Source organism: bacterium (genome assembly GCA_028820935.1).
Classification (GTDB): domain Bacteria; phylum Actinomycetota; class Acidimicrobiia; order Spongiisociales; family Spongiisociaceae; genus Spongiisocius.
In genome coordinates, this window is sequence record JAPPHZ010000014.1 from 1 (window position 1) to 18,481 (window position 18,481).

The 18,481-nt window shown below is 67.5% G+C and carries 17 protein-coding genes; 9 read left to right on the forward strand and 8 right to left on the reverse strand.

Annotated features, from left to right (window positions below; translation table 11 throughout):
• Together OXM57_02645 and OXM57_02650 are read right to left on the reverse strand one after the other, a co-directional pair.
• Positions 1–276: hypothetical protein (locus tag OXM57_02645; protein MDE0351576.1), on the reverse strand; the 276-nt coding region annotated here is incomplete at its 3' end.
• Between the two features lie 259 nt (positions 277–535).
• A complete protein-coding gene (locus OXM57_02650) occupies positions 536–943 on the reverse strand; it encodes a YbaN family protein (GenBank protein ID MDE0351577.1) in 408 nt (135 codons plus the stop codon).
• A 144-nt stretch (positions 944–1,087) separates the two neighbouring features.
• Between OXM57_02650 and nhaA the strand changes: the two genes are divergently transcribed.
• On the forward strand, positions 1,088–2,467 hold the full coding sequence (nhaA, locus tag OXM57_02655; protein ID MDE0351578.1) for a Na+/H+ antiporter NhaA: 1,380 nt from the start codon (positions 1,088–1,090) through the stop codon (positions 2,465–2,467).
• 2 nt (positions 2,468–2,469) lie between these two features.
• On the forward strand, positions 2,470–3,876 hold the full coding sequence (locus tag OXM57_02660) for an NAD(P)/FAD-dependent oxidoreductase (protein MDE0351579.1): 1,407 nt from the start codon (positions 2,470–2,472) through the stop codon (positions 3,874–3,876).
• 117 nt (positions 3,877–3,993) lie between these two features.
• Here the strand turns inward: OXM57_02660 and OXM57_02665 are convergent, their stop codons facing one another.
• From OXM57_02665 to OXM57_02685, 5 genes are all read right to left on the reverse strand, one after another.
• The gene (locus OXM57_02665; protein MDE0351580.1) at positions 3,994–5,028 is read right to left on the reverse strand and encodes a dihydropteroate synthase; all 1,035 of its coding nucleotides are present in this window, start codon (positions 5,026–5,028) and stop codon (positions 3,994–3,996) included.
• Positions 5,025–6,716 carry an ASKHA domain-containing protein gene (locus OXM57_02670; GenBank protein MDE0351581.1) on the reverse strand — a complete coding sequence of 564 codons (1,692 nt, stop codon included), beginning with the start codon at positions 6,714–6,716 and terminating at the stop codon, positions 5,025–5,027. The genes OXM57_02665 and OXM57_02670 overlap by 4 nt, the downstream gene beginning before the upstream one ends.
• Positions 6,713–7,051: a hypothetical protein gene (locus tag OXM57_02675; protein ID MDE0351582.1), complete on the reverse strand. Its 339-nt coding sequence runs from the start codon at positions 7,049–7,051 to the stop codon at positions 6,713–6,715. Before OXM57_02675 ends, OXM57_02670 begins: the two co-directional genes overlap by 4 nt.
• Before the next feature lie 19 nt (positions 7,052–7,070).
• A complete protein-coding gene (locus tag OXM57_02680) occupies positions 7,071–7,823 on the reverse strand; it encodes a corrinoid protein (GenBank protein ID MDE0351583.1) in 753 nt (250 codons plus the stop codon).
• A 129-nt stretch (positions 7,824–7,952) separates the two neighbouring features.
• Positions 7,953–9,050: an MtaA/CmuA family methyltransferase gene (locus OXM57_02685; GenBank protein MDE0351584.1), complete on the reverse strand. Its 1,098-nt coding sequence runs from the start codon at positions 9,048–9,050 to the stop codon at positions 7,953–7,955.
• Between the two features lie 200 nt (positions 9,051–9,250).
• Between OXM57_02685 and OXM57_02690 the strand changes: the two genes are divergently transcribed.
• The 6 genes from OXM57_02690 (at position 9,251) to OXM57_02715 (ending at position 15,066) form a co-directional block, all read left to right on the forward strand.
• Positions 9,251–10,486, forward strand: a complete 1,236-nt coding sequence (locus OXM57_02690) for a sulfurtransferase (protein MDE0351585.1) — start codon at positions 9,251–9,253, stop codon at positions 10,484–10,486.
• Positions 10,487–10,550: 64 nt separating this feature from the next.
• Positions 10,551–11,489 carry an alpha/beta fold hydrolase gene (locus OXM57_02695; GenBank protein MDE0351586.1) on the forward strand — a complete coding sequence of 313 codons (939 nt, stop codon included), beginning with the start codon at positions 10,551–10,553 and terminating at the stop codon, positions 11,487–11,489.
• Positions 11,490–11,619: 130 nt separating this feature from the next.
• Complete coding sequence (locus OXM57_02700; protein MDE0351587.1) at positions 11,620–12,585, forward strand: alpha/beta hydrolase; 966 nt, start codon at positions 11,620–11,622, stop codon at positions 12,583–12,585.
• Positions 12,586–12,716: 131 nt separating this feature from the next.
• Complete coding sequence (locus tag OXM57_02705; protein MDE0351588.1) at positions 12,717–13,313, forward strand: YqgE/AlgH family protein; 597 nt, start codon at positions 12,717–12,719, stop codon at positions 13,311–13,313.
• Positions 13,314–13,394: 81 nt separating this feature from the next.
• The gene (locus tag OXM57_02710) at positions 13,395–14,456 is read left to right on the forward strand and encodes a class I SAM-dependent methyltransferase (protein ID MDE0351589.1); all 1,062 of its coding nucleotides are present in this window, start codon (positions 13,395–13,397) and stop codon (positions 14,454–14,456) included.
• A gap of 31 nt (positions 14,457–14,487) precedes the next feature.
• On the forward strand, positions 14,488–15,066 hold the full coding sequence (locus OXM57_02715; protein ID MDE0351590.1) for a hypothetical protein: 579 nt from the start codon (positions 14,488–14,490) through the stop codon (positions 15,064–15,066).
• 23 nt (positions 15,067–15,089) lie between these two features.
• On the opposite strand, the gene hisC is transcribed toward OXM57_02715, so the two are convergent.
• The gene (gene hisC, locus OXM57_02720; protein MDE0351591.1) at positions 15,090–16,178 is read right to left on the reverse strand and encodes a histidinol-phosphate transaminase; all 1,089 of its coding nucleotides are present in this window, start codon (positions 16,176–16,178) and stop codon (positions 15,090–15,092) included.
• Between the two features lie 192 nt (positions 16,179–16,370).
• Between hisC and pdhA the strand changes: the two genes are divergently transcribed.
• Positions 16,371–18,440, forward strand: coding sequence for a pyruvate dehydrogenase (acetyl-transferring) E1 component subunit alpha (gene pdhA / locus OXM57_02725; protein MDE0351592.1), 2,070 nt, complete (start codon positions 16,371–16,373; stop codon positions 18,438–18,440).
• Positions 18,441–18,481 lie beyond the last annotated feature (41 nt).

The following is an 18,481-nucleotide window of genomic DNA, read 5'->3' on the forward strand; positions in this document are numbered from 1 at the left end:
CTGGTCGTAGTCCTCCGGCAGGTCGGCGAAGCCGACCACCCAGCCATCGGCGTCGATCGCGAAGGAGAAGTCGAACTCGACCACCTCCGGTGAAGACGCGGGGTCCTCCGGCTCGGCAGTGGCCGGCTGAGTGGTAGTTGTCTCAGCCACGGTCGTCGCCGGCGTCTCCGGCTCAGTAGTGGCCGGCTGGGTGCTGGTTGTGCCCGGTGCATCCGGAATGGTGGGAGACTCGGTGGGGGCGCAGCCCGCCAGCGAGATCGCCACCAGTGCGATCATCAGCCGGCTTCGCATCCCGACCCGGGCAGACCGAAGTCCCCACCTCGCCGCTGTCACAGGAACCCGGCGGCGTGTTGTAAGTCGGCCCCTGCGGGATGCCGGCCGGCCGGGACGTGCCATGCGGGGCCGATCTCGAGATGCCGACACACTAAGCGCAAGAATCCCGCCGCAATCATCCCTTCTTCATGATATGGCGTGGTTGTGGCCCGGCGCGAGATCATCGGAGCATCGCCGGGCGGGAGCCGGTCCGTGGACGGTGTTAAGCCGCGGGGCCAGTCTCGGGCTTGGTGGGTAGCCGGAGGATGTAGACGATCAGGCCCACCCCGAACAGCCCCAGTAGCACCCGCATCATCGGGCTGTCGAGCGCGAACCCGAGCGTGACCGTGAACGACAGGATGATGGCGATCACCGCGGTCGCTTTGAGGCGGATGCTGAATCCGCGGCCGGATCTCCAGTCCCTGATGATCGGTCCGAACACCCGATGCTCGACAACCCATCGATCGAAGCGGGCAGAAGATTTGGAGAACAGGAAGGCGGCCAGAAGGATCGGCCCAGTGGTGGGGATCAGGGGGACCCAGATGCCGACGATGCCGATCGCGGCAAACAGGAGGCCCAGCCCCAGGAGGACCCACCTCAGAACCCGGTTCTGCACTAGTCCCGTCGGCATATCCGTGGACGTTAGGCACGGTGGATGACAACAGAAAGTCGGAAACGTTGCTTGACCCGAACATCCGCCCGGCTCGGGTGATGGTTGCCCTGGGTGACACCGGGCAGCCGAGGATTGCCACAGGATTGTCTAGACTCCCGAGCTGTGGATCGGACTCGCAAGAACTGGATCGATTCCGATCGCTTTATCCCGGCCAGGTTCGTCCGCCCGGTCCTACGGCTGACCCATATCGAGGCTTCATCGGGAGTGGTCCTGGTGGTGGCCGCCGTAGCCGCCATGCTCTGGGCGAACCTTCCGGTATTCGGGGACTCCTACACCAACTTCTGGCACCATCACCACCTCGAGGTATCCCTCGGGCCCATCCACTTCGCCGAAGACCTCAAGGACCTGGTCAACGACGGGTTGATGGCGATTTTCTTTCTCGTCGTGGGACTGGAGATCAAGAGGGAACTCGTCCTGGGGGAACTCCGCGATCCGCGCAAGGCCGCCCTCCCGGTGGTGGCCGCCCTGGGCGGTATGGTCCTGCCGGCGCTCATCTACCTGGCTTTCAACGCCGGCGATCCGGCCGCCCTGCGTGGATGGGGGGTCCCGATGGCGACCGATATCGCCTTCTCGCTCGGCGTGCTGGCCCTGGTCGGCTCGCGGGTGCCGGTCGGCGCGCGGCTGTTCCTGCTGGCAGTGGCCATCGCCGATGATATCGGCGCGATCGCCGTCATCGCCATCTTCTACACCGACGATCTCAGCCTCGGTTACCTGGGATTGGGTGTCGCCGTACTGGTCCTGATCGCAGTAGCAACCAGGGTCAACATCCGGTCCCACATCCTCTACGCCCCGCTGGCGCTGATCGCCTGGTTCTGTTTCCTGGAGTCCGGCGTCCACAGCACCATCGCCGGCGTGATCCTCGGCTTCCTCACCCCCTCCCGCCCCCTGTACGACAACCGCGAGTTCGACCGCGCCGCCCGGGAAATCGTCGACATCTATCCGACACACTCCACCGAGCCGGGGTTCCACGAAAAGGTCGAGTACGAGGCGCGGCAGCTCGCGGACGTGGCGAGGGAGTCCATCTCCCCGCTGTCCCGCCTCCAGCACCTGCTCCACAACTGGAGCGCCTTCGTCATCGTTCCGATATTCGCACTGGCCAATGCGGGCATATCCCTTGCCGGGATCGACCTGGTCGATTCCGTCACCTCGAGAGTCGCGCTGGGAGTAGCGATCGGCCTGGTGGTCGGCAAGACGATCGGCGTGGCGGGTTTCGCCTGGCTGGTGGTCAAGCTGGGTTGGGGCCGCCTGCCCTCCGGTATCGGATGGCAGCACATGATCGGCACCGCAGCGCTGGCCGGCATCGGGTTCACGGTGGCCCTTTTCATCGGTGATCTGGCCTTCACGGACCATACGATCATCGATCTGTCCAAGATCGGCATCTTCACGGGCTCGATCCTCGCCGGGACGATCGGTTACCTGATCCTGCGATCGACACCCAAAGCCGACCGGCCCTCCGAGACAGCGGACGGTACCGTCCGCTGATCATGGCCGCCCACGACGCGGTTGTCGTCGGCTCGGGACCCAACGGGCTGGCCGCGGCCGTCGTGCTGGCGGAACGCGGGCACCGGGTGGTGGTGCTGGAGGCCGCCCGGACCATCGGCGGGGGCACTCGAACCGAGGAGTTGACGCTCCCGGGCTTCCGGCACGACGTGTGCTCCGGCTTCCATCCGCTGGGCGCCGCCTCCCCGCTCTTCGGCCGGCTACCCATGGAACGGCACGGGCTCCGCTGGATCGTGCCGGAGATCCAGTTGGCGCATCCGTTCGACACCGGCGGCGCGGCGGCACTGTGGCGCTCGCTGGACCGGACCTGCCAGGGCCTCGGCGCCGATTCGGACGCGTGGCGGCGGGCCGTGGGATGGATCGTCACCGGCTGGGATGACTTCGCCGCGCGGACGATGAAACCCCTGGCGGCGCGGCCCCTGCCACCGCCCGGCGCCCTCCGGGCGGCCCTGCCGGCGGCCACCTTCGCCAAGCGGTTCCGTACCCCCGCCGGCCGTGCCCTCCTCGCCGGGCTGGCCGCGCACGCGATGGCTCCTCTGGAGACTCCCGGCACCGCCGGCATCGGCCTGGTACTGGGTGCCCTGTCCCACGTCGGTGGATGGCCGATCGCGGGGGGTGGGTCCGACGCGGTCGCCGGTGCCCTCGCCCGTCACCTCGAAGGGTTGGGCGGGTCGATACGGACCGGCCATCCGGTCAGGACACCGGCGGACATCCCGGATGCGAGAGCGGTCCTGTTCGACACCCATCCCCGGGCGCTGATCGCCGTCTACGGCTCTCGAGCGCCCGGCCGCGCCGCCCACCGCCGGATCCGCCGCTACCGGAGCGGCGCAGCCTCCTACAAGATCGACTACGCATTGGACGGCCCGATCCCGTGGACCGCGCCGGAGTGTCGCCGGGCCGGAACGGTGCACGTGGGAGGGACCTATGAGGAGATCGCCGGGGCGGAGAGGTCGGTCGCGGACGGCGTAGTCCCGGAACGCCCCTTCGTGCTGGTCGGCCAGCAGAGCCTCTTCGATCCGACCCGGGCGCCGGAGGGTCGGCACACCGCCTGGGTCTATACCCACGTGCCCTTGGGAAACACCGAGCCGGTCAGGAAACGGGTCGAGCACCAGATCGAGCGTTTCGCGCCCGGTTTCCGCGACTCGGTCCTGGCGGCGCAGGTCACCACGCCCGACGACTTCGAGTCCTACAACCCCAACTACCTGGCAGGCGACACCGCCACGGGCGCTTACAACATCAGCCGGATGCTGGGCCGTCCGGGCCCGTTCCTCAATCCATACCGCACCGGCATCCCGGGCGTCTTCCTGTGCTCGGCGGCTACCCCGCCCGGACCCGGCGTCCACGGGATGTGCGGCGCCAACGCCGCCGTCGCCGCCATGCGGGAGCTCTAGTTGCTAGTTGCTAGTTGCTAGTTGCTAGTTGCTAGTTGCTAGTTGCTAGTTGCTAGTTATATTAGCTTACGCTGACCACGGCTACCGGCCTATGGAACCAGCCACCTGGCGGTGGGGCTACCCGATGGGTGTGTCGAGACGGCCCTTCCTCCAGGCCATGATGTAGTTCATGCACATCTCGTCCCGGCCCAGCAGGGTGTCCTCGGCCAGCCCATAGGCCTCGGAGTCGCGATCCACCGAGAAGACTGCGGCCGGCGGGTTCATGACCGGATCGATGATGCCGCTGTCCGCACCCGCCTCGACGGCCAGGTTGATGAAGGCGGCGTTCATCAGCTTGCGGGCGGGTATGCCGAACGAGACGTTGCTCATGCCCCCGGTGATATGGATGTCCCGCCCGTAGCGCTCCCGGAGGGCACGGATCGCCTCCAGAGTGTGCAGCCCGAAGCTGCTGTCCACCGAGATCGGGAAGACGAGCGGATCCACGAACAGGTCCCCGATGTGCAGGCCGGCACCGAGCGCCCTCTCCACCATCCGGGAGGCGTTGTCGATCCGCTCCCCGGCGCTGGACGGCATGCCGTCGGCCCCGGCCGCGGTGACGATCGCCCTGGCCCCGTATTCGACCGCGAGCTCCACCGCCTCGGTCCGCTCTAGGGAGGCCGAGTTGAGGATCGGCGGGGCGTCGCCAGCCCGGCGAGCGGCGGCCAGCCCGGCCTCGATGACGGTGATGTCGGAGGAGTCCACCGAAATGGGGAGAGCGGTCAGCGAGCCCAAGTAACCGACCAGCCACTCCATGGCCGCCCGCTGCTCGGCTGTCCGGAGCGAGATCTCGTCTACGTTGACGTCCAGGTAATGGGCGCCGGTCCGCTCCTGATCGGCCACCACCCGGCGCAGGTACTCCAGGCCCACGTCCGGGTCGCCCCCTCTGCCCATGGCGGCATCCACCGCCAGGGCGATGTGCTTGATCCGGCCCTCGTCATAGGCCTTAGTGGTCCGCATCGCGTCGGAGATCGGGAGGAGCCCCGTCCCCCCGTCCAGGGTCTCGAAGGTGACGCCCTCCACGCCGTTCTCGACCGCGAAGCGCTTGCCCTTTCTGAGGACGATGCGGCTGGTGTGTACGTTCTCGCCGATGACGACGAACCTCGGTTCCTTCATCGCATCATGAACTCGGGCGCAGCCGGGCTCCCGCCCTCGGGGGCCGGCGGGAGGGTATCGGGCATGGGCTTCATCTGGCATCCCTCCACGAATATCTCGAAGAAGTCGGGCGTGGTCTCCAGTTCGAGGTGGGTCACCCGCTTGGCCAGTTCCTCCGCCCGCGGACGTCTCGTCCTGTCCAGAAGCAGGGCGCGCGCCCCATCGATCGATGCGTTCCCCACCTTCACCACCCGCTCCTCGGGCACCGGCGCGATGAGGCCGATCTCGATGGCGTTGCGGACGTCCAGGTAGTTGGCGAACCCTCCCGCCAGGTAGAGGCGGTCGATACCGGATGGAGTGACCCCGGCCGTGCGCATCACGATGAACTGGCCGCAGTAGTTGGCGGCCTTGGCCTGGGCAAGGTTGCCGATGTCACGCCTCGAGAAGGTGATGCCCCGATCGGGCACCAGGTCGATGGCGCCCAGCTTGCGGTCGCTGGTGAACACGCCCAGGGGTGTCATCAGTTCCAGGCGGCGAAGCTCAGCCAGCAGGTCGGCAAGGCCGGATCCGCAGATTCCGGACGCCGGAGCGTCGCCGATGGTCCGGTAGGTATCGGCCGATCCGTCGCGGTCGAGCCGGATCGACTCGATGGCCCCGTCGTACGCCCGCATGCCGTAGGTGACCAGCCCCCCCTCGAAGGCCGGTCCCGCCGGGCAGGAGGCCGCGTAGAGACGGCCCTCATGGTGGAGCACGACCTCGGTGTTGGTGCCGATGTCCACCAGCATCTCGGTCTCCCCGGTCCGGCCCAACCGGACGGTCTCGAGGCAGGCCACCGCATCGGCGCCCACGTGGCTGGCAATGAGCGGAAGGCCGTAGACACGGGCACGACGGTTGGCGCGCAGGCCCAGATCGCGGCTCGGAGCAAGCAGGGCGGTGTGGGAACGCCGGCCGTCCAGGTACTCGTGCTCGATAAGCGACTTGTACGGCTTCTGGCCGATGCTCTGGACATCGATGCCGAACAGGATGTCGCGCATGGTGGAGTTGGCCGCCACCACGATCTCGTAGACATGGGGAGGGCGCTTGCCGAGGTGGGCGACCATCTCGCGGATACCCTGGCCGACGGCCGCCACGGCGGCGTTCCGCAACTCACCGGCCACGCCCTGCCTGGCCTCGTAGGAAATACGGTTCATGACGTCGCTGCCGCCGAACTGCTGAGGGTTCTCGAAGCTGGTGACGGCGACGGTCTCGCCCGACTCGAGGTCGACCAACTCCAGCACCACCGTCGTGGTTCCCAGGTCGACCGCCACGCCGAGGATGGCCCCGCGGTAGGTGTCGATCACCTCGCCCGCATACCTGACCTGGTCGCCGGTCCTGGTCACCACCGGATCGAGCCGTTCCTCCGGATCGGGGCGCCGGCGGCCGGATTCGAGGATCCTCGGACGGCGGCGGAGCGGCTCGAAGCTGATCGGGCGCTCGTCGCTCACGATCCTGGCCTGGCAGGCCAGCCGGAAGCTGCCCCGGAGGAAGCTCTCCGGTTCGGTGCGCGGCCCCAGCGACTCCATGCCTCTTGTCACCTCGACCACGCACTCGTGGCACCGGCCGGTACGCAGGCAGGAGGTGGGAACCTCGACCGACAGCTCATCGGCATAGTCGAAGATGGTCCGGCCGATCCGCAGCTCCCTGGTCGTGCCCAGGTGGGAGACGGTCACGCCTGTGGCTCTTCTCCGGCTGCCTCCCGCCGGCGGGAGGCGGCCTCCTCCTTGATGGCGGATATCTTCTCCCCGGCCCTCTGCCGGGCGCGGGGATGGCTCTCCCAGGCCGTGCGGTAGTCGAAGGTTCCGTCGTGGCCGCAGGTCAGCAGATCCGCTTCAGGGTCTGTCGCGATCTGGTTGCGACACCTGAACAGCGCCGTGCATAGGTCGTGGCGGTCCCGGTAGGGGCAGCGGGTCCGGGATGACACTTCGGCATGGCTGACGATGCCGGTGAAGATACGGCCGATCCGGTCGAGCCGTTCCTGGAAGGCCTGCTGGTCCTGGTCCGCCATGGCGTAGCTCGGGTTGGGGTCAGCCGCGGACTTGGGGCGCCAGCTGCTTGGCCAGCGCCACGCAGTCCAGGGCGTCCTTGCCGTAGCCGTCCGCCCCCACCTCTTCGCCGAACTCCGGCGTCACCGGGGCTCCACCCACCATGAACCGCACCTGCTCCCGGAGGCCGGCATCCTTGAAGGCCTCCACAGTCTTGGCCATGTTGGGCATGGTGGTGGTGAGAAGGGCCGACATCCCGATCAGGCGGGCCTCGCTGTCCTTGACAGCGGCGAGAAACTCATCCGGCGAGGTATTGACCCCGAGGTCGATCACCGTGAACCCGCCGCCGCGGAGCATCATGATGCAGAGGTTCTTGCCGATGTCGTGCAGGTCGCCCTGGACGGTTCCCATGATGACGGTACCGACCGGTTCCACTCCCGAGGCGGCCAGGATCGGCTCGATATGGGCCATACCGGCCTTCATGGCCCGGGCCGACACCAGTACCTCGGGGACGAAGACGTATCCCTCCCGGAACTTGATGCCCACGATCCCCATGCCGGCGATCAGGCCGTCGTCCATGATCTCCAGGGCGTGCACGCCGTCCGCGAGGGCCGCGGCGGTGAGCCGGTCCACCGTCTCGTTGTCCCCCTCGATGAGGGCGGCGGCGATGTCCTGCATGGCCGGAGAGGCGCGGCTGAACAACTCCACGTTGCGTTCGATCTCTTCGGGCCGCTCGAGGAACTCCTCGATCTCGGCCCGTATCGTCTCGTTCGCTATACCGGATAGCTGAACCATTGGAATCGATCAATCCTGCGTAATCGGTTGGAAGCGGTTTCTGGGTGACCCTTACGAACTCGGAAAGGCTACCCCGATCAGGTCGGGCAGGCAAAGGTGGCGGGGACCGGCGATCTCCCGTCGGCCGGGCTAGCCGCCACCACCGGCCTCCGGCGGATCGTGGACCACGAACCGGCCATCCGGGCGGTGCGCGTTGGAATAGTCCCGGGCGGAGTCGGCCAGCGCCGCCAGGACCTCCATCTTCGTCCCGAGCGGGACCGAACCCTCGGGCGCCACTCCCTGCACCCCGGCGTTGAGCACGGTCATGCAGGCCTCGTAACAGTCCTCGTAGGTACCACTGAACAGGATGGTCGGGTTGTTGATGTTCCCGAACAGCGACATGCGGTCGCCGGCGATCTCCTTCGCCTTGACCGGATCGACCTGCGACTCGAAGTGGAAGCAGTCCCAGCCCGCCTCGGCGAAGTAGTCGATGCGATCGGTGGTCTCGCCACAGCAGTGGAGGATGCTGGGACCGCCCACCTCGGCCTGGATCTGCTGGTGCATCTCGAGGAGAAAGTCCCTGTACATGTCGGGGCTGACCAGTTCCCGGTTGGCGTGATCGCACCACATGATGGCGTCGGCCCCGGCTTCGAGCTGGGCATGGGCGGACATCATCGACGCCGGCAGCAGGACCTCCAGATAGCGGCGGATCTTGTCCGGATCGAGGATGGTGTCCATCAGGAAGTTCTCGATACCGACCAGATGGAAGCCCACCGACCAGGCTCCGTAGACCTTGCCGACGATGCCCACGTCCGGGTAGCGCTTCCTGAGCAGGCGAATGGCCCCAAGGGCCGCCTTGAACGAGCGCCGCTCCAGGTAGTCGGACGGGACCTTGAAGTCCTCGGGGTCGGTCAGGACGTGATCGTCGACCGCCGGCCAGTTGTCTTTGGTGCCCCACCAGGTGGAGGCGTCAAGAGCGTCGGCCTCGAGCTGGGAGTGGAACACGGGCATCACCGTGTCGAGCCCCAGGTTCTCGTGGGCCGTGGCGGCCAGGCGAGCCATCTTCTCGGCATCCAGATGGGCCTCCGGAAACTCGGCGTCCGCGATCTCCATGGCTTCGAGGGTGATCACCGAGCTCAAAGTCATGGCCGGAACCTTGTCAACCCGGCCACCGTACAGGGCCGACAGGAAGCGTCGGCGGGGAGTCATCCATTCGCCGCTGAGTCGGGGGTACTGCTGTTCGGTCATGCCTGCCTCTTTGCCTTGCTCTGGTGGAGTCCTGCCCGGTGGGTCGGATGCGTCGAAGATAGTAGTTGCCCCGCTCCTGCTGTGGCTGAGGGCACGAGTGAGGAGTGTGCGCGATTGAAACCGGTCCACTTGAGCGGTGGCTTGCCCGCGTCCGGCTATGTACAGCGCGGGGATAGACTCGGCGACCAGGGAGGTTTGACGTGAGCAAGGAGAGAGAGCACGCCAAACGCGAAGGCCCGTGGGAGGAAGGCTCCACCGGGTTCGCGGAGCTGGGCGACCTGTTGCGATCCGGTTTCGGTGACGGCCGCAAGGGAGGGTCGGCAGCCGGTGCCGATCTTCGCTCGGCCTGGAGCGGTTTTGTGGATGCCGCCCGCGACCTGGGCCAGGCGCTAGCGGCGACCGCCAACGACCCCGAGGTCCGGGCGGCCATGAAGACCGCCATGCAGACCGTGGTCGAGGCGGTCGGAACGGCTGCTCGCGATGCCGCCGGCACCGCCGCCGAACGAGTACGGCAAACGGCGGAGCGGCGCAAGGAGTCCGAAGCCGAAGAGGGTGAAGTAGATCATTTGACCCGTCCCATCGTCACCTGTTCCTGGTTGGCCGACCATCTGGACGACCCCGACATCCGGATTGTGGATACCCGATGGTTCCTGGGGCAGCCTGGCGCCGGAAAGCTTCGCTACGAGGAGGATCACCTCCCCGGAGCGGTGTTCCTGGACCTCGACGATGACCTGGCGGCCTCCGAGGGTCCAGGTCGCCACCCGCTCCTATCCCAGGCCGACTTGACCGAGCTCCTAGGCCGCCACGGAATCGGCAACCACCATCACGTGGTGGTCTACGACCAGGGGCCAGGGGCCATAGCCGCCCGGCTCTGGTGGATGCTCAGGAGCGTCGGTCACGAACGGGTGAGCGTGCTCGACGGCGGGTACGGTCGCTGGTCCGACCAGGACCATCCGCTCACCACAGGCCCGCCCGACGTCGTCCCCACCACCTACGAGACCAAGGAAGGCCCCACGCTCACCGTCGATCGCGACCAGCTTCTCGAGCGCCTGGGAGCCGCCCAGGTGATCGACGCCCGGGAACCGGAGCGCTACCGGGGTGAGACGGAGCCGATCGACAGCGTGGCCGGCCACATCCCGACCGCGCTGTCGGCTCCCACCGCGGGGAACGTCGGCCCGGACGGCACCTTCAAGCCGGCACACGTGCTGGCGGCCCGCTTCTTCGAAATGGGCTTGGATCGGGACGAGCCGGTGGTCAGCTACTGCGGGAGCGGGGTCACCGCCTGCCACAACCTCCTGGCCCTCCACATCGCCGGCTACCCGGAAGGCATCCTCTACCCCGGATCCTGGTCGGACTGGTCCGCCGCAGGCATGCCGGTAGCAGTAGGTCCCGACCCCGGCCCACCCCCCGAGCCCCACCCAAACGACGTCGCCTGACGACTCCCTTCGCTGGAGGCGGGGCGGGACCGCAGGTAGCAGCTATCGTGCGACGATCCGACCCTTGAACGCATTCCGGTCATGGGTGGGCTCCCGCACGAGCCGCCCGAAGCGGATCAGACGGGTTGCTATCCCGGTGGTGATCCTTGCCCTGCTCTACGCGGCCCTGTCCTTCTACATCGTCGACAGCGCCCTGGACGCGGAGGCGATCGCGCTCGAGGAACGCCCGCAGGACTTCGCCCTGGCCTACGAGGACGTCGAGTTCTCCCCTCGCGGTTGGCCCACGATCGTCCTGCGGGGCTGGTGGATGCCGGCGCCTGAGTCCCGCGGGACGGTGGTCCGCGTGCACGGCATCGACAGCAACCGCAGCTCCCGGCTCGCCATCGCGGCGGCGCTGGTAAAGAGCGGATACTCGGTGCTCGCCTTCGACCTGCGCGGCCACGGTGAGTCCGACCCGGCCCAGATGGGCGCCGGAATCCATGAGCGGGATGATGTGCTGGGCGCGGTCGACTACCTGACCGCGCAACGCGGCGCCGAGCGCGGAACGATCTTCCTGCACGGCCACTCCTATGGTGGGGCGATCGTTCTTATGGCGGGCTGGCGCGAACCTGCCATCGCCGGTGTCTTCGCCGATTCGGCTTTCGCCTCGCTGTCCGATCTGGTCGTCCAGGAAGTAGCGCGGCGCACCTCTGCGCCCTCCTGGCTGGCCTCCGTCCTGCGGCCCGGCGTGATCCTGATGGCCCGCCTCTCCAAGGGCATCGACATCGAAGGGGTCTACCCGGCGGGAGACGCCGCCAGATACTCCTACTCCATCGGGCTTGCCCATTGCGAGATGGATGACCGCATCCCGATCAGCCACCTGGAACTTATCCGAACCGGGCTCCGGTACCCGCCGCGACTCACCGTCTACGAAGGCTGCGCCCATGGCGACGCCTGGGACGACCACCCACGGCGCTACGAGGCAACCCTCATCGCCTATCTCGACGAACGGCTGGGAATCTGATCGGGCGAGCTCCCGCGGTGGACTGCGGTCACCGATTCGAAGGCTTGGCCTTGACGGTCGCGGGCGCACGTCGGGCGGTACTGTCGAACCGACGTCTGCGAGCCGGACTCGGCATGTGAAGGAGGTGACCATGGTGGACTTCGATGATCGTCTCGATGAAGCGCACAAGGCCGTTCTCGAGATGATTCCGGATGCCCTGCTGGATCTCACGGACATACCCAAGGCGCGGCGGGCGCTCGACAGCTTCTTGGCCGCCAGGGCCGCACAGGCTCCTGGGTTTCCCGGCGTTGAGGTCGAGGACCACTGGGCTCCTGGGGCGGCCGGGGACCCGGATGTGATGGTTCGGGTCTACACACCGTCGGGTCTAGACGCCGGTGCGCCGGCTCTGTACTGGATCCACGGCGGGGGAATGGTGATGGGAAGTGTCGCCAGGAACGACATCGAATGCAAGGGTTGGGCCACCGACATGCGGTGCGTGGTGGCGTCCGTGGAGTACCGCCTCGCCCCCGAGAATCCGCATCCCTCGCCGATCGAGGATTGCTTCGCCGGGCTGGCGTGGTTGGTATCCAAAGCGGAGAGCCTCGGAGTCGACACCGGTCGGATAGCCGTGGGTGGCGCTTCTGCCGGGGGCGGGCTGGCGGCTGCTCTGGCTTTGATTGCGAGGGATCGGGGTGTCGACATCATCTTCCAGCAACTGATCTGCCCGATGCTGGACGACCGCAACATCACCCGCTCCAGCCACTGGGTCCAGCATCCCAAGGTTTGGAACCGGGTGGTGAACATCGCCGGCTGGAGCGCCCTGCTGGGCAAACCGGCCGGTTCCGATGACGTTTCCCCCTACGCTTCCCCCGCCCGAGCCGAGGACCTGTCCGGGCTGGCGCCGGCCTTCATCATCGTCGGGGACCTGGACCTGTTCGTTGACGAGTCCATCGAGTACGCCCAGCGGTTGGCGGCGGCCGGCGTGCCGACCGAGTTGCACATCCTCCCCGGTGCCGTACACGGCACGCAGTTCTACCTCCCGACGGCGGAAGTGAGCATGCGGTGGAAGGCCATCGAGGCTGACGCCTTGCGCGTCGCCCTGCACGGGAGCGGGTGACTCGGGGCGAGCAGGCCCGTCATGGTCAGAGGCCACGCATCCCCGCGTACCGTGAGTATCTACTGCAGGGGTGTCGTACGGGCTGGCCGCCGGAGGTACAGGTGGCGAGGATGTGGCAAGATCGGGGGGACATGACGGGTTCTGGAAGCATCGCCGGGGACCTGCCCGAGGGCGCAGAGGAGGAGTTCACCTCGCTGGCGGGGAGGTTGCTGGTGGCCATGCCGGGGATGGTCGATCCCAACTTCAACCGGACGGTGGTGCTGATGATCGAGCACACCCCTGAGGGTGCGGTCGGGCTGGTGCTGAACCGGCCTACTGAGGCCGACCTGCTGGATCACCTACCCGGGTGGTGGTCGGCGGCGGCCAATCCACGTGTCGTGTTCGTGGGCGGTCCGGTGGGGGAAGGCGGCGGTCTGGGTCTGGCCAGGGGCGCCGGGGCGCAGCCGCTGGAGGGGTGGCCGGAAGTGGTGGGTGTCCAGGTGGTCGATCTGGAAGCCGTGCCTGACGTGGACTCCGGTCTGGAGGCCAGGGTCTTCTCCGGTTACAGCGGGTGGGGTCCCGGGCAGCTCGAATCCGAACTGGAGGCCAGGGGATGGTTCGTGGTCGACGGCGAGTCCGAGGACGTGTTCACCTCCCAACCGGAGAAGCTGTGGCAAGAGGTGCTGATGCGGGCAGGAGGCCGGTACGCCTTCTTCTCCACCTACCCGGAGAACCCTCGGCTCAACTAGAGGTCGGCCGGCGGCGGCGTTCCTCGCCGGTTCGCTCGTCACGCGGTGGGATGGCCCCTGGGCAACTAGGGTATCCCGACAGTGCGTTCGACCGACCCGGATACCCTCAAGGAATACACCCTCAGGATCTGGCATTACAAGCAGGGCGAGGTGGTCAGCCTCATGGTTCACTTGGGGGATCGGCTCGGCCTCTACCGGGCTATGGCCGGCGGCGAGGAGATGACCTCCGGTGAGTTGGCCGAGCGGACGGGACTGTCTGAGCGCTGGGTCCGCGAATGGCTCCTTGGCCAGGCCGCGGCCGGGCTGATCGAGCGCACGCCCGAGAACGGATTCTCGCTCAGCCCCGAGGGCGAGGAGGTACTGGTCGACGAAGACGCTCTGGCCTTCGCCGCCGGCGCTTTCATCGGAGGGTTCCATCCGGAACGCATCGACGAGGTGGTCAACGCCTTCCGCACCGGAATCGGCATCACCTACCACGAGATGGGGGAGTCGGTGGCGCGCAAGGTGGACCGCATGAACAGGGTGTGGGTGGGCCCCTTCCTGGTGGAGCGGGTGCTGCCCTCCGTGGACGGGCTGGTGGGGAAGCTGGAGGCCGGGTGCCGGGTGGCCGAAGTGGGGAGCGGAGGGGGCGTAGCCCTCCAAACCCTCGCCGAACGATTCCCGGCCAGCACCGTGGATGGCTACGAACCCTCCGGTATCGCCTGCTCGAGGGCCCGGCCCCGCATCCGCGACCTGCCCAACGCCACCATCCACCAGGCCGGGGGGGAGAGCCTGGCGGACGACGGCCGCTACGACCTGGTACTGGCCCTCGACTGCATGCATGACGTGCCCTTCCCGGATCGAATCGCAGCCGCGGTCCGGCGATCCCTGAAGGACGACGGGGTGTGGTTGATCAAGGACACGCATTGCTACGAAGGGTTCGAGGAGAACCTGAGGAACCCCATGCTGGCCATGCAGTACGGCTACAGCCTCTCGGGGTGCCTGCTCTCGGCCGCCTCCGAGGAGGGCGCCGCCGGGCTCGGCACCCTAGGATTCCATCCCGTCGAAGCTGAGCGCATCGTCAGGAAGGCCGGTTTCACCTCTTTCCGCATGTTCCGCCTCGAAGACGACCCGATCCACAACTACTACGAGGTCCGCCCTTGACCGCACCCGCCCTCGAAGGGATGCGCCCCCCATGGCAGTAGATATCGCCGGCTTCATCACCGACATGAAGGCTCATGCGGTGGACCACGGATTCCACGTGCATGCCGAGCGGCACTTCATCGAGTCCTTCTCGCTGGGCCAGGCCTGGGAGGTAGACCTGCATCCGGAGGAGGCCTGCGAGGGACCGCTGGAGATGCTGATGGTGCTCGAGGTGGAACCCAGGGTGATCCTGGCCTTCGAGGACCTCATGGCACAGCATCTCGAGATGGACGAGGAGCAGGAACGCCAACTGGAGCTGCCTCTGTTCTTCAAGTGGGCCTTGCCGCCGCTGCCCAACCCACCCGACCTGCTCATCCTCGCCACCGAATTGGCCGGGGTCTCGGGCACGACGCTGCCGGTGGAGGTGTCCGCCACCGACACTTACATGTCGGTGACCGACCCGGCTCGGCGGAGCCTGTCACTGGTGGGCCGGCTCGACTTCCGGCTCCGGGACATGTTCATGCGGGAAGTAAATGTGTGCGACGTCCTCGAGTGCGCCCACGGCCTGAGCATGTGGCTCCTGGAACAGTCGGAGTCCTGGCTGGAGGGACTGGACCCTACCGGCCTCTGAGGCCTACCCGACCGGACTGGAGGTCAGGAGCGGCGTCGCCGCAGAACCAGGTCGAGATCCTCTACGAAACGTTGGTTCTCCGGCTCGGTGCCTATGGACACGCGGGTCCACTCTTCGGTTCCCTTGCGAATGAGGGTGCCCATCTCCAGGAGTTCCTGGACGATCCCCGGCGTGCCGGGACCGAGCCGGAACCAGATGAAGTTGGCCTGGGTGGGAACGTACCGGATGGCCCGGTCGGCCAGGGCGCCCTCGAGGTAGTCGACTCCCCGGCGGTTGAGCTCGAACCGTTCCTTGACCCGCTCGGGGAAGCGGAGGGCGGTGGTAGCGGCCACCTCGGCCAGAGAACCGACCACGAACGGGCTCTGGGCCTTGCGGAGGGACCGGAGCGTGGCGGCCTGGCCCACCATATAACCGACCCGGAGGCCCGCCAGCCCGTAGATCTTGGAGAAGGTGCGCGCCACCACCAGGTTGGAGCGTTCGACGGCGAGGGGGACCAGGCTGGAATCCTCCTCGGCGGCCACGAACTCCCCGTAGGCCTCGTCGACCAGAACGAGGACGGACTCGGGAACCCGATCGGCGAACTCGTGGATCTCAGCCCGGGTCAGGTAGCTCCCCGTCGGGTTGTTCGGGTTGCAGATGATCACGAGGGTGGTGTCGTCCCGGATCGCGGCGTACATCGCCTCTAGGTCAGCCCGCAGGGAATCATCGAGCGGGACCATGATGCTCTCCGCATCTGCGTACACCGCGTTGATGGGGTACATGGCGAACGAGGGCCACGGGTAGACGAAGCTGTTGCCCGGGCCTCCCACAGCCCGGGCCGCCGTAGTGAGGTTCTCCGAGCTACCGGCGCCGGTCCACACGCAGTCCGGGGTGGTGCCCAACGTCTCGGCCAGAGCCTCCCTCAGGCGGACCGTACCCGCGTCGGGGTACCGGTTGATGCCTGCGGCTGCCCCGGCGATGGCGTCCAGAACCTCGGGGAAGGGAGGAGTCGGGTACTCGTTGCCGGCCAGCATGGCGATCCCTCTGGCACCGAAGCGGCGGGCGAACTCCTCGAAGCCCGGGCCGCCGTCGTAGGGAACGAGGTCATCGATGGCGGCTCGTATGCGGACCACTGACAGAAGCTTAGTGAGGCGGGCGCGCACCGGGCCAGGGCCTCCGTATCGCTCCCGGCGAGAAACTATTCGCTCGTCCCGGTGGTCATAAACGGAGTCGAGTGCTCTGGAGCCCAGCCGTTGACTCGGTGGGTAGCGGGCGGTGAATCGTCCCTCCTTAAAATGCCGCCAGCAAGCGGAAGGAAAAGTTCGGTGTTGCAGATCCTGGACCCTGCGGGGAAGCTGGTCGGCAAGCCGCCCGATCTGGACAGCAAGGACCTCTTGGAGATGTACCGGTTCATGGCGCTGGGACGGCGCTTCGACCGGCGGGCCATGAGGTTGCAGCGCCAGGGCCGTCTCGGAACCTTCCCGCCGGGGGAGGGACAGGAGGCCGCCCAGGTCGGTTCGGCCTACGCTCTCGAGCCCGATGACTGGGTCTACCCCAGCTACCGGGAGCACGCCACCCAGCTGCTCAGGGGGATGCCGTGGTCGGTGATGCTGTCCTATTACCGGGGCCTTCCGAACCGCGACTGGGATGTGCACCGCTACCGCATGAACATCCACACCATCCCGATCGCCACCCAGCTACCCCACGCCGTGGGGCACGCCCATGCCGCCCGCCTGGCCGGGGAGAACCTGATCACCATGGTCTACTTCGGCGACGGGGCCACTTCCGAGAGCGACTTCCACTCGGCCATGAACTTCGCGGGGGTCTGGAAGGCCCCGACCGTGTTCCTGTGCTCGAACAACGGCTGGGCGATCTCGATGCCGACCCGGCGACAGACAGCCGCCACCGACCTGGCCGACAAGGCGATCGGCTACGGAATGCCCGGCGTCAAGGTCGACGGGATGGACGTGCTGGCCGTCTACTCGGCCACCAGGGAGGCAGTGGACCGGGCGCGGCGGGGCGAGGGGCCCACCTTCATCGAGGCCATCACGTACCGGTTCGGCCCTCATGCCACCGCCGACGACCCGAGCCTGTACCGGGACGAGAGCGAGGTGGAGGCCTGGCGGGCCCGTGACCCGCTCGACCGCATGCGCCGGTACCTCGACAGCCTGGACCTGTGGTCGGACGACATCGACGAGCAGGTGACAGACGAGGCGAGCGAGATGGACCTGGCCCTGGCGGAGATCGAGGGGAGGGAGCCGCCGCCCCGGGAGGAAGCGGTACGGCATGTCTACGCCAGGGTGCCCGAGGCGCTGTGCCGCCAGTACGAGACGGCTCTGAGACGCGAGGAATCCGGCCCTTCCGGGCTGGAGCCCGGCGAGCGGTGGCGGATAGGACACGATCCGGTGCTCGAGGGTCCGACCGCCCACTGGAACATGGCCGAGGCGATCAACGCCGCACTGGCGGAGGCCATGGATCGCCATCCGGAGGCGATCATCATGGGGGAGGATGTGGGCCGGACCGGAGGCGTGTTCCGCATCACAGCCGGCCTCCTGGATCGATTCGGCGCCGACCGGGTCATCGACTCACCGCTGTGCGAGACCGGTATCGCGGGCACCGCGGTGGGAATGGCGATCGGCGGGGCTCGGCCCTTGGTTGAGATCCAGTTCGACGGGTTCGTGTATCCGGCCTTCGACCAGATCGTCAGCCACATGGCCCGGTTCCGTTTCCGGACCAGGGGCAACGTGTCCCTCCCCATCGTGGTGCGCTGGCCCAACGGCGGTGGCATCGCTCCCCACGAGTTCCACGGCGACAGCCCGGAGGCCTACTTCGTCCACACTCCGGGCCTGACGGTGGTGATCCCGTCCACCGCGGTGGACGCGAAGGGCCTGCTGGCCGCGGCGGCGGAGAGCCCGGACCCGGTGCTCTTCCTGGAGCCCAAGGTGCTCTACCGGGCCGGGCGCGAGGACGTCCCCACCGGCCATTACACCCTTCCGATCGGACGGGCGCGGATCCGAAGAGCCGGGGACGACGTCACGATGGTCACCTACGGGGGCATGGTCCGTGTGGCCATGGCGGCAGCCGGTGAGCTGGAACGGGAGGGGGTGTCGTGCGAGGTTGTCGACCTGCGCACCCTGAAGCCCTGGGACCGCGACACCGTGCTCGACTCGGTGGTCAGGACGGGGCGTCTGGTACTGGTGCAAGAACCTCCCCGGACCGCCGGGATCGCCGCCGAGGTAGCGGCCACGGTGGCGGAGGAGGCCCTTTACGACCTCGAGGCGCCGATCGTGCGGGTGACCGGCTTCGACGCCCCCTGGCCGCAGTTCGGCGTGGAGGATCACGCCATCATCACCCCGCGCCGGGTGGTCTCGGCCATCAAGGAGACCCTCGGCTAGCCGGGTGCGGCTCGGCCTCCAGGCCGGGCGGCGCCCACGTC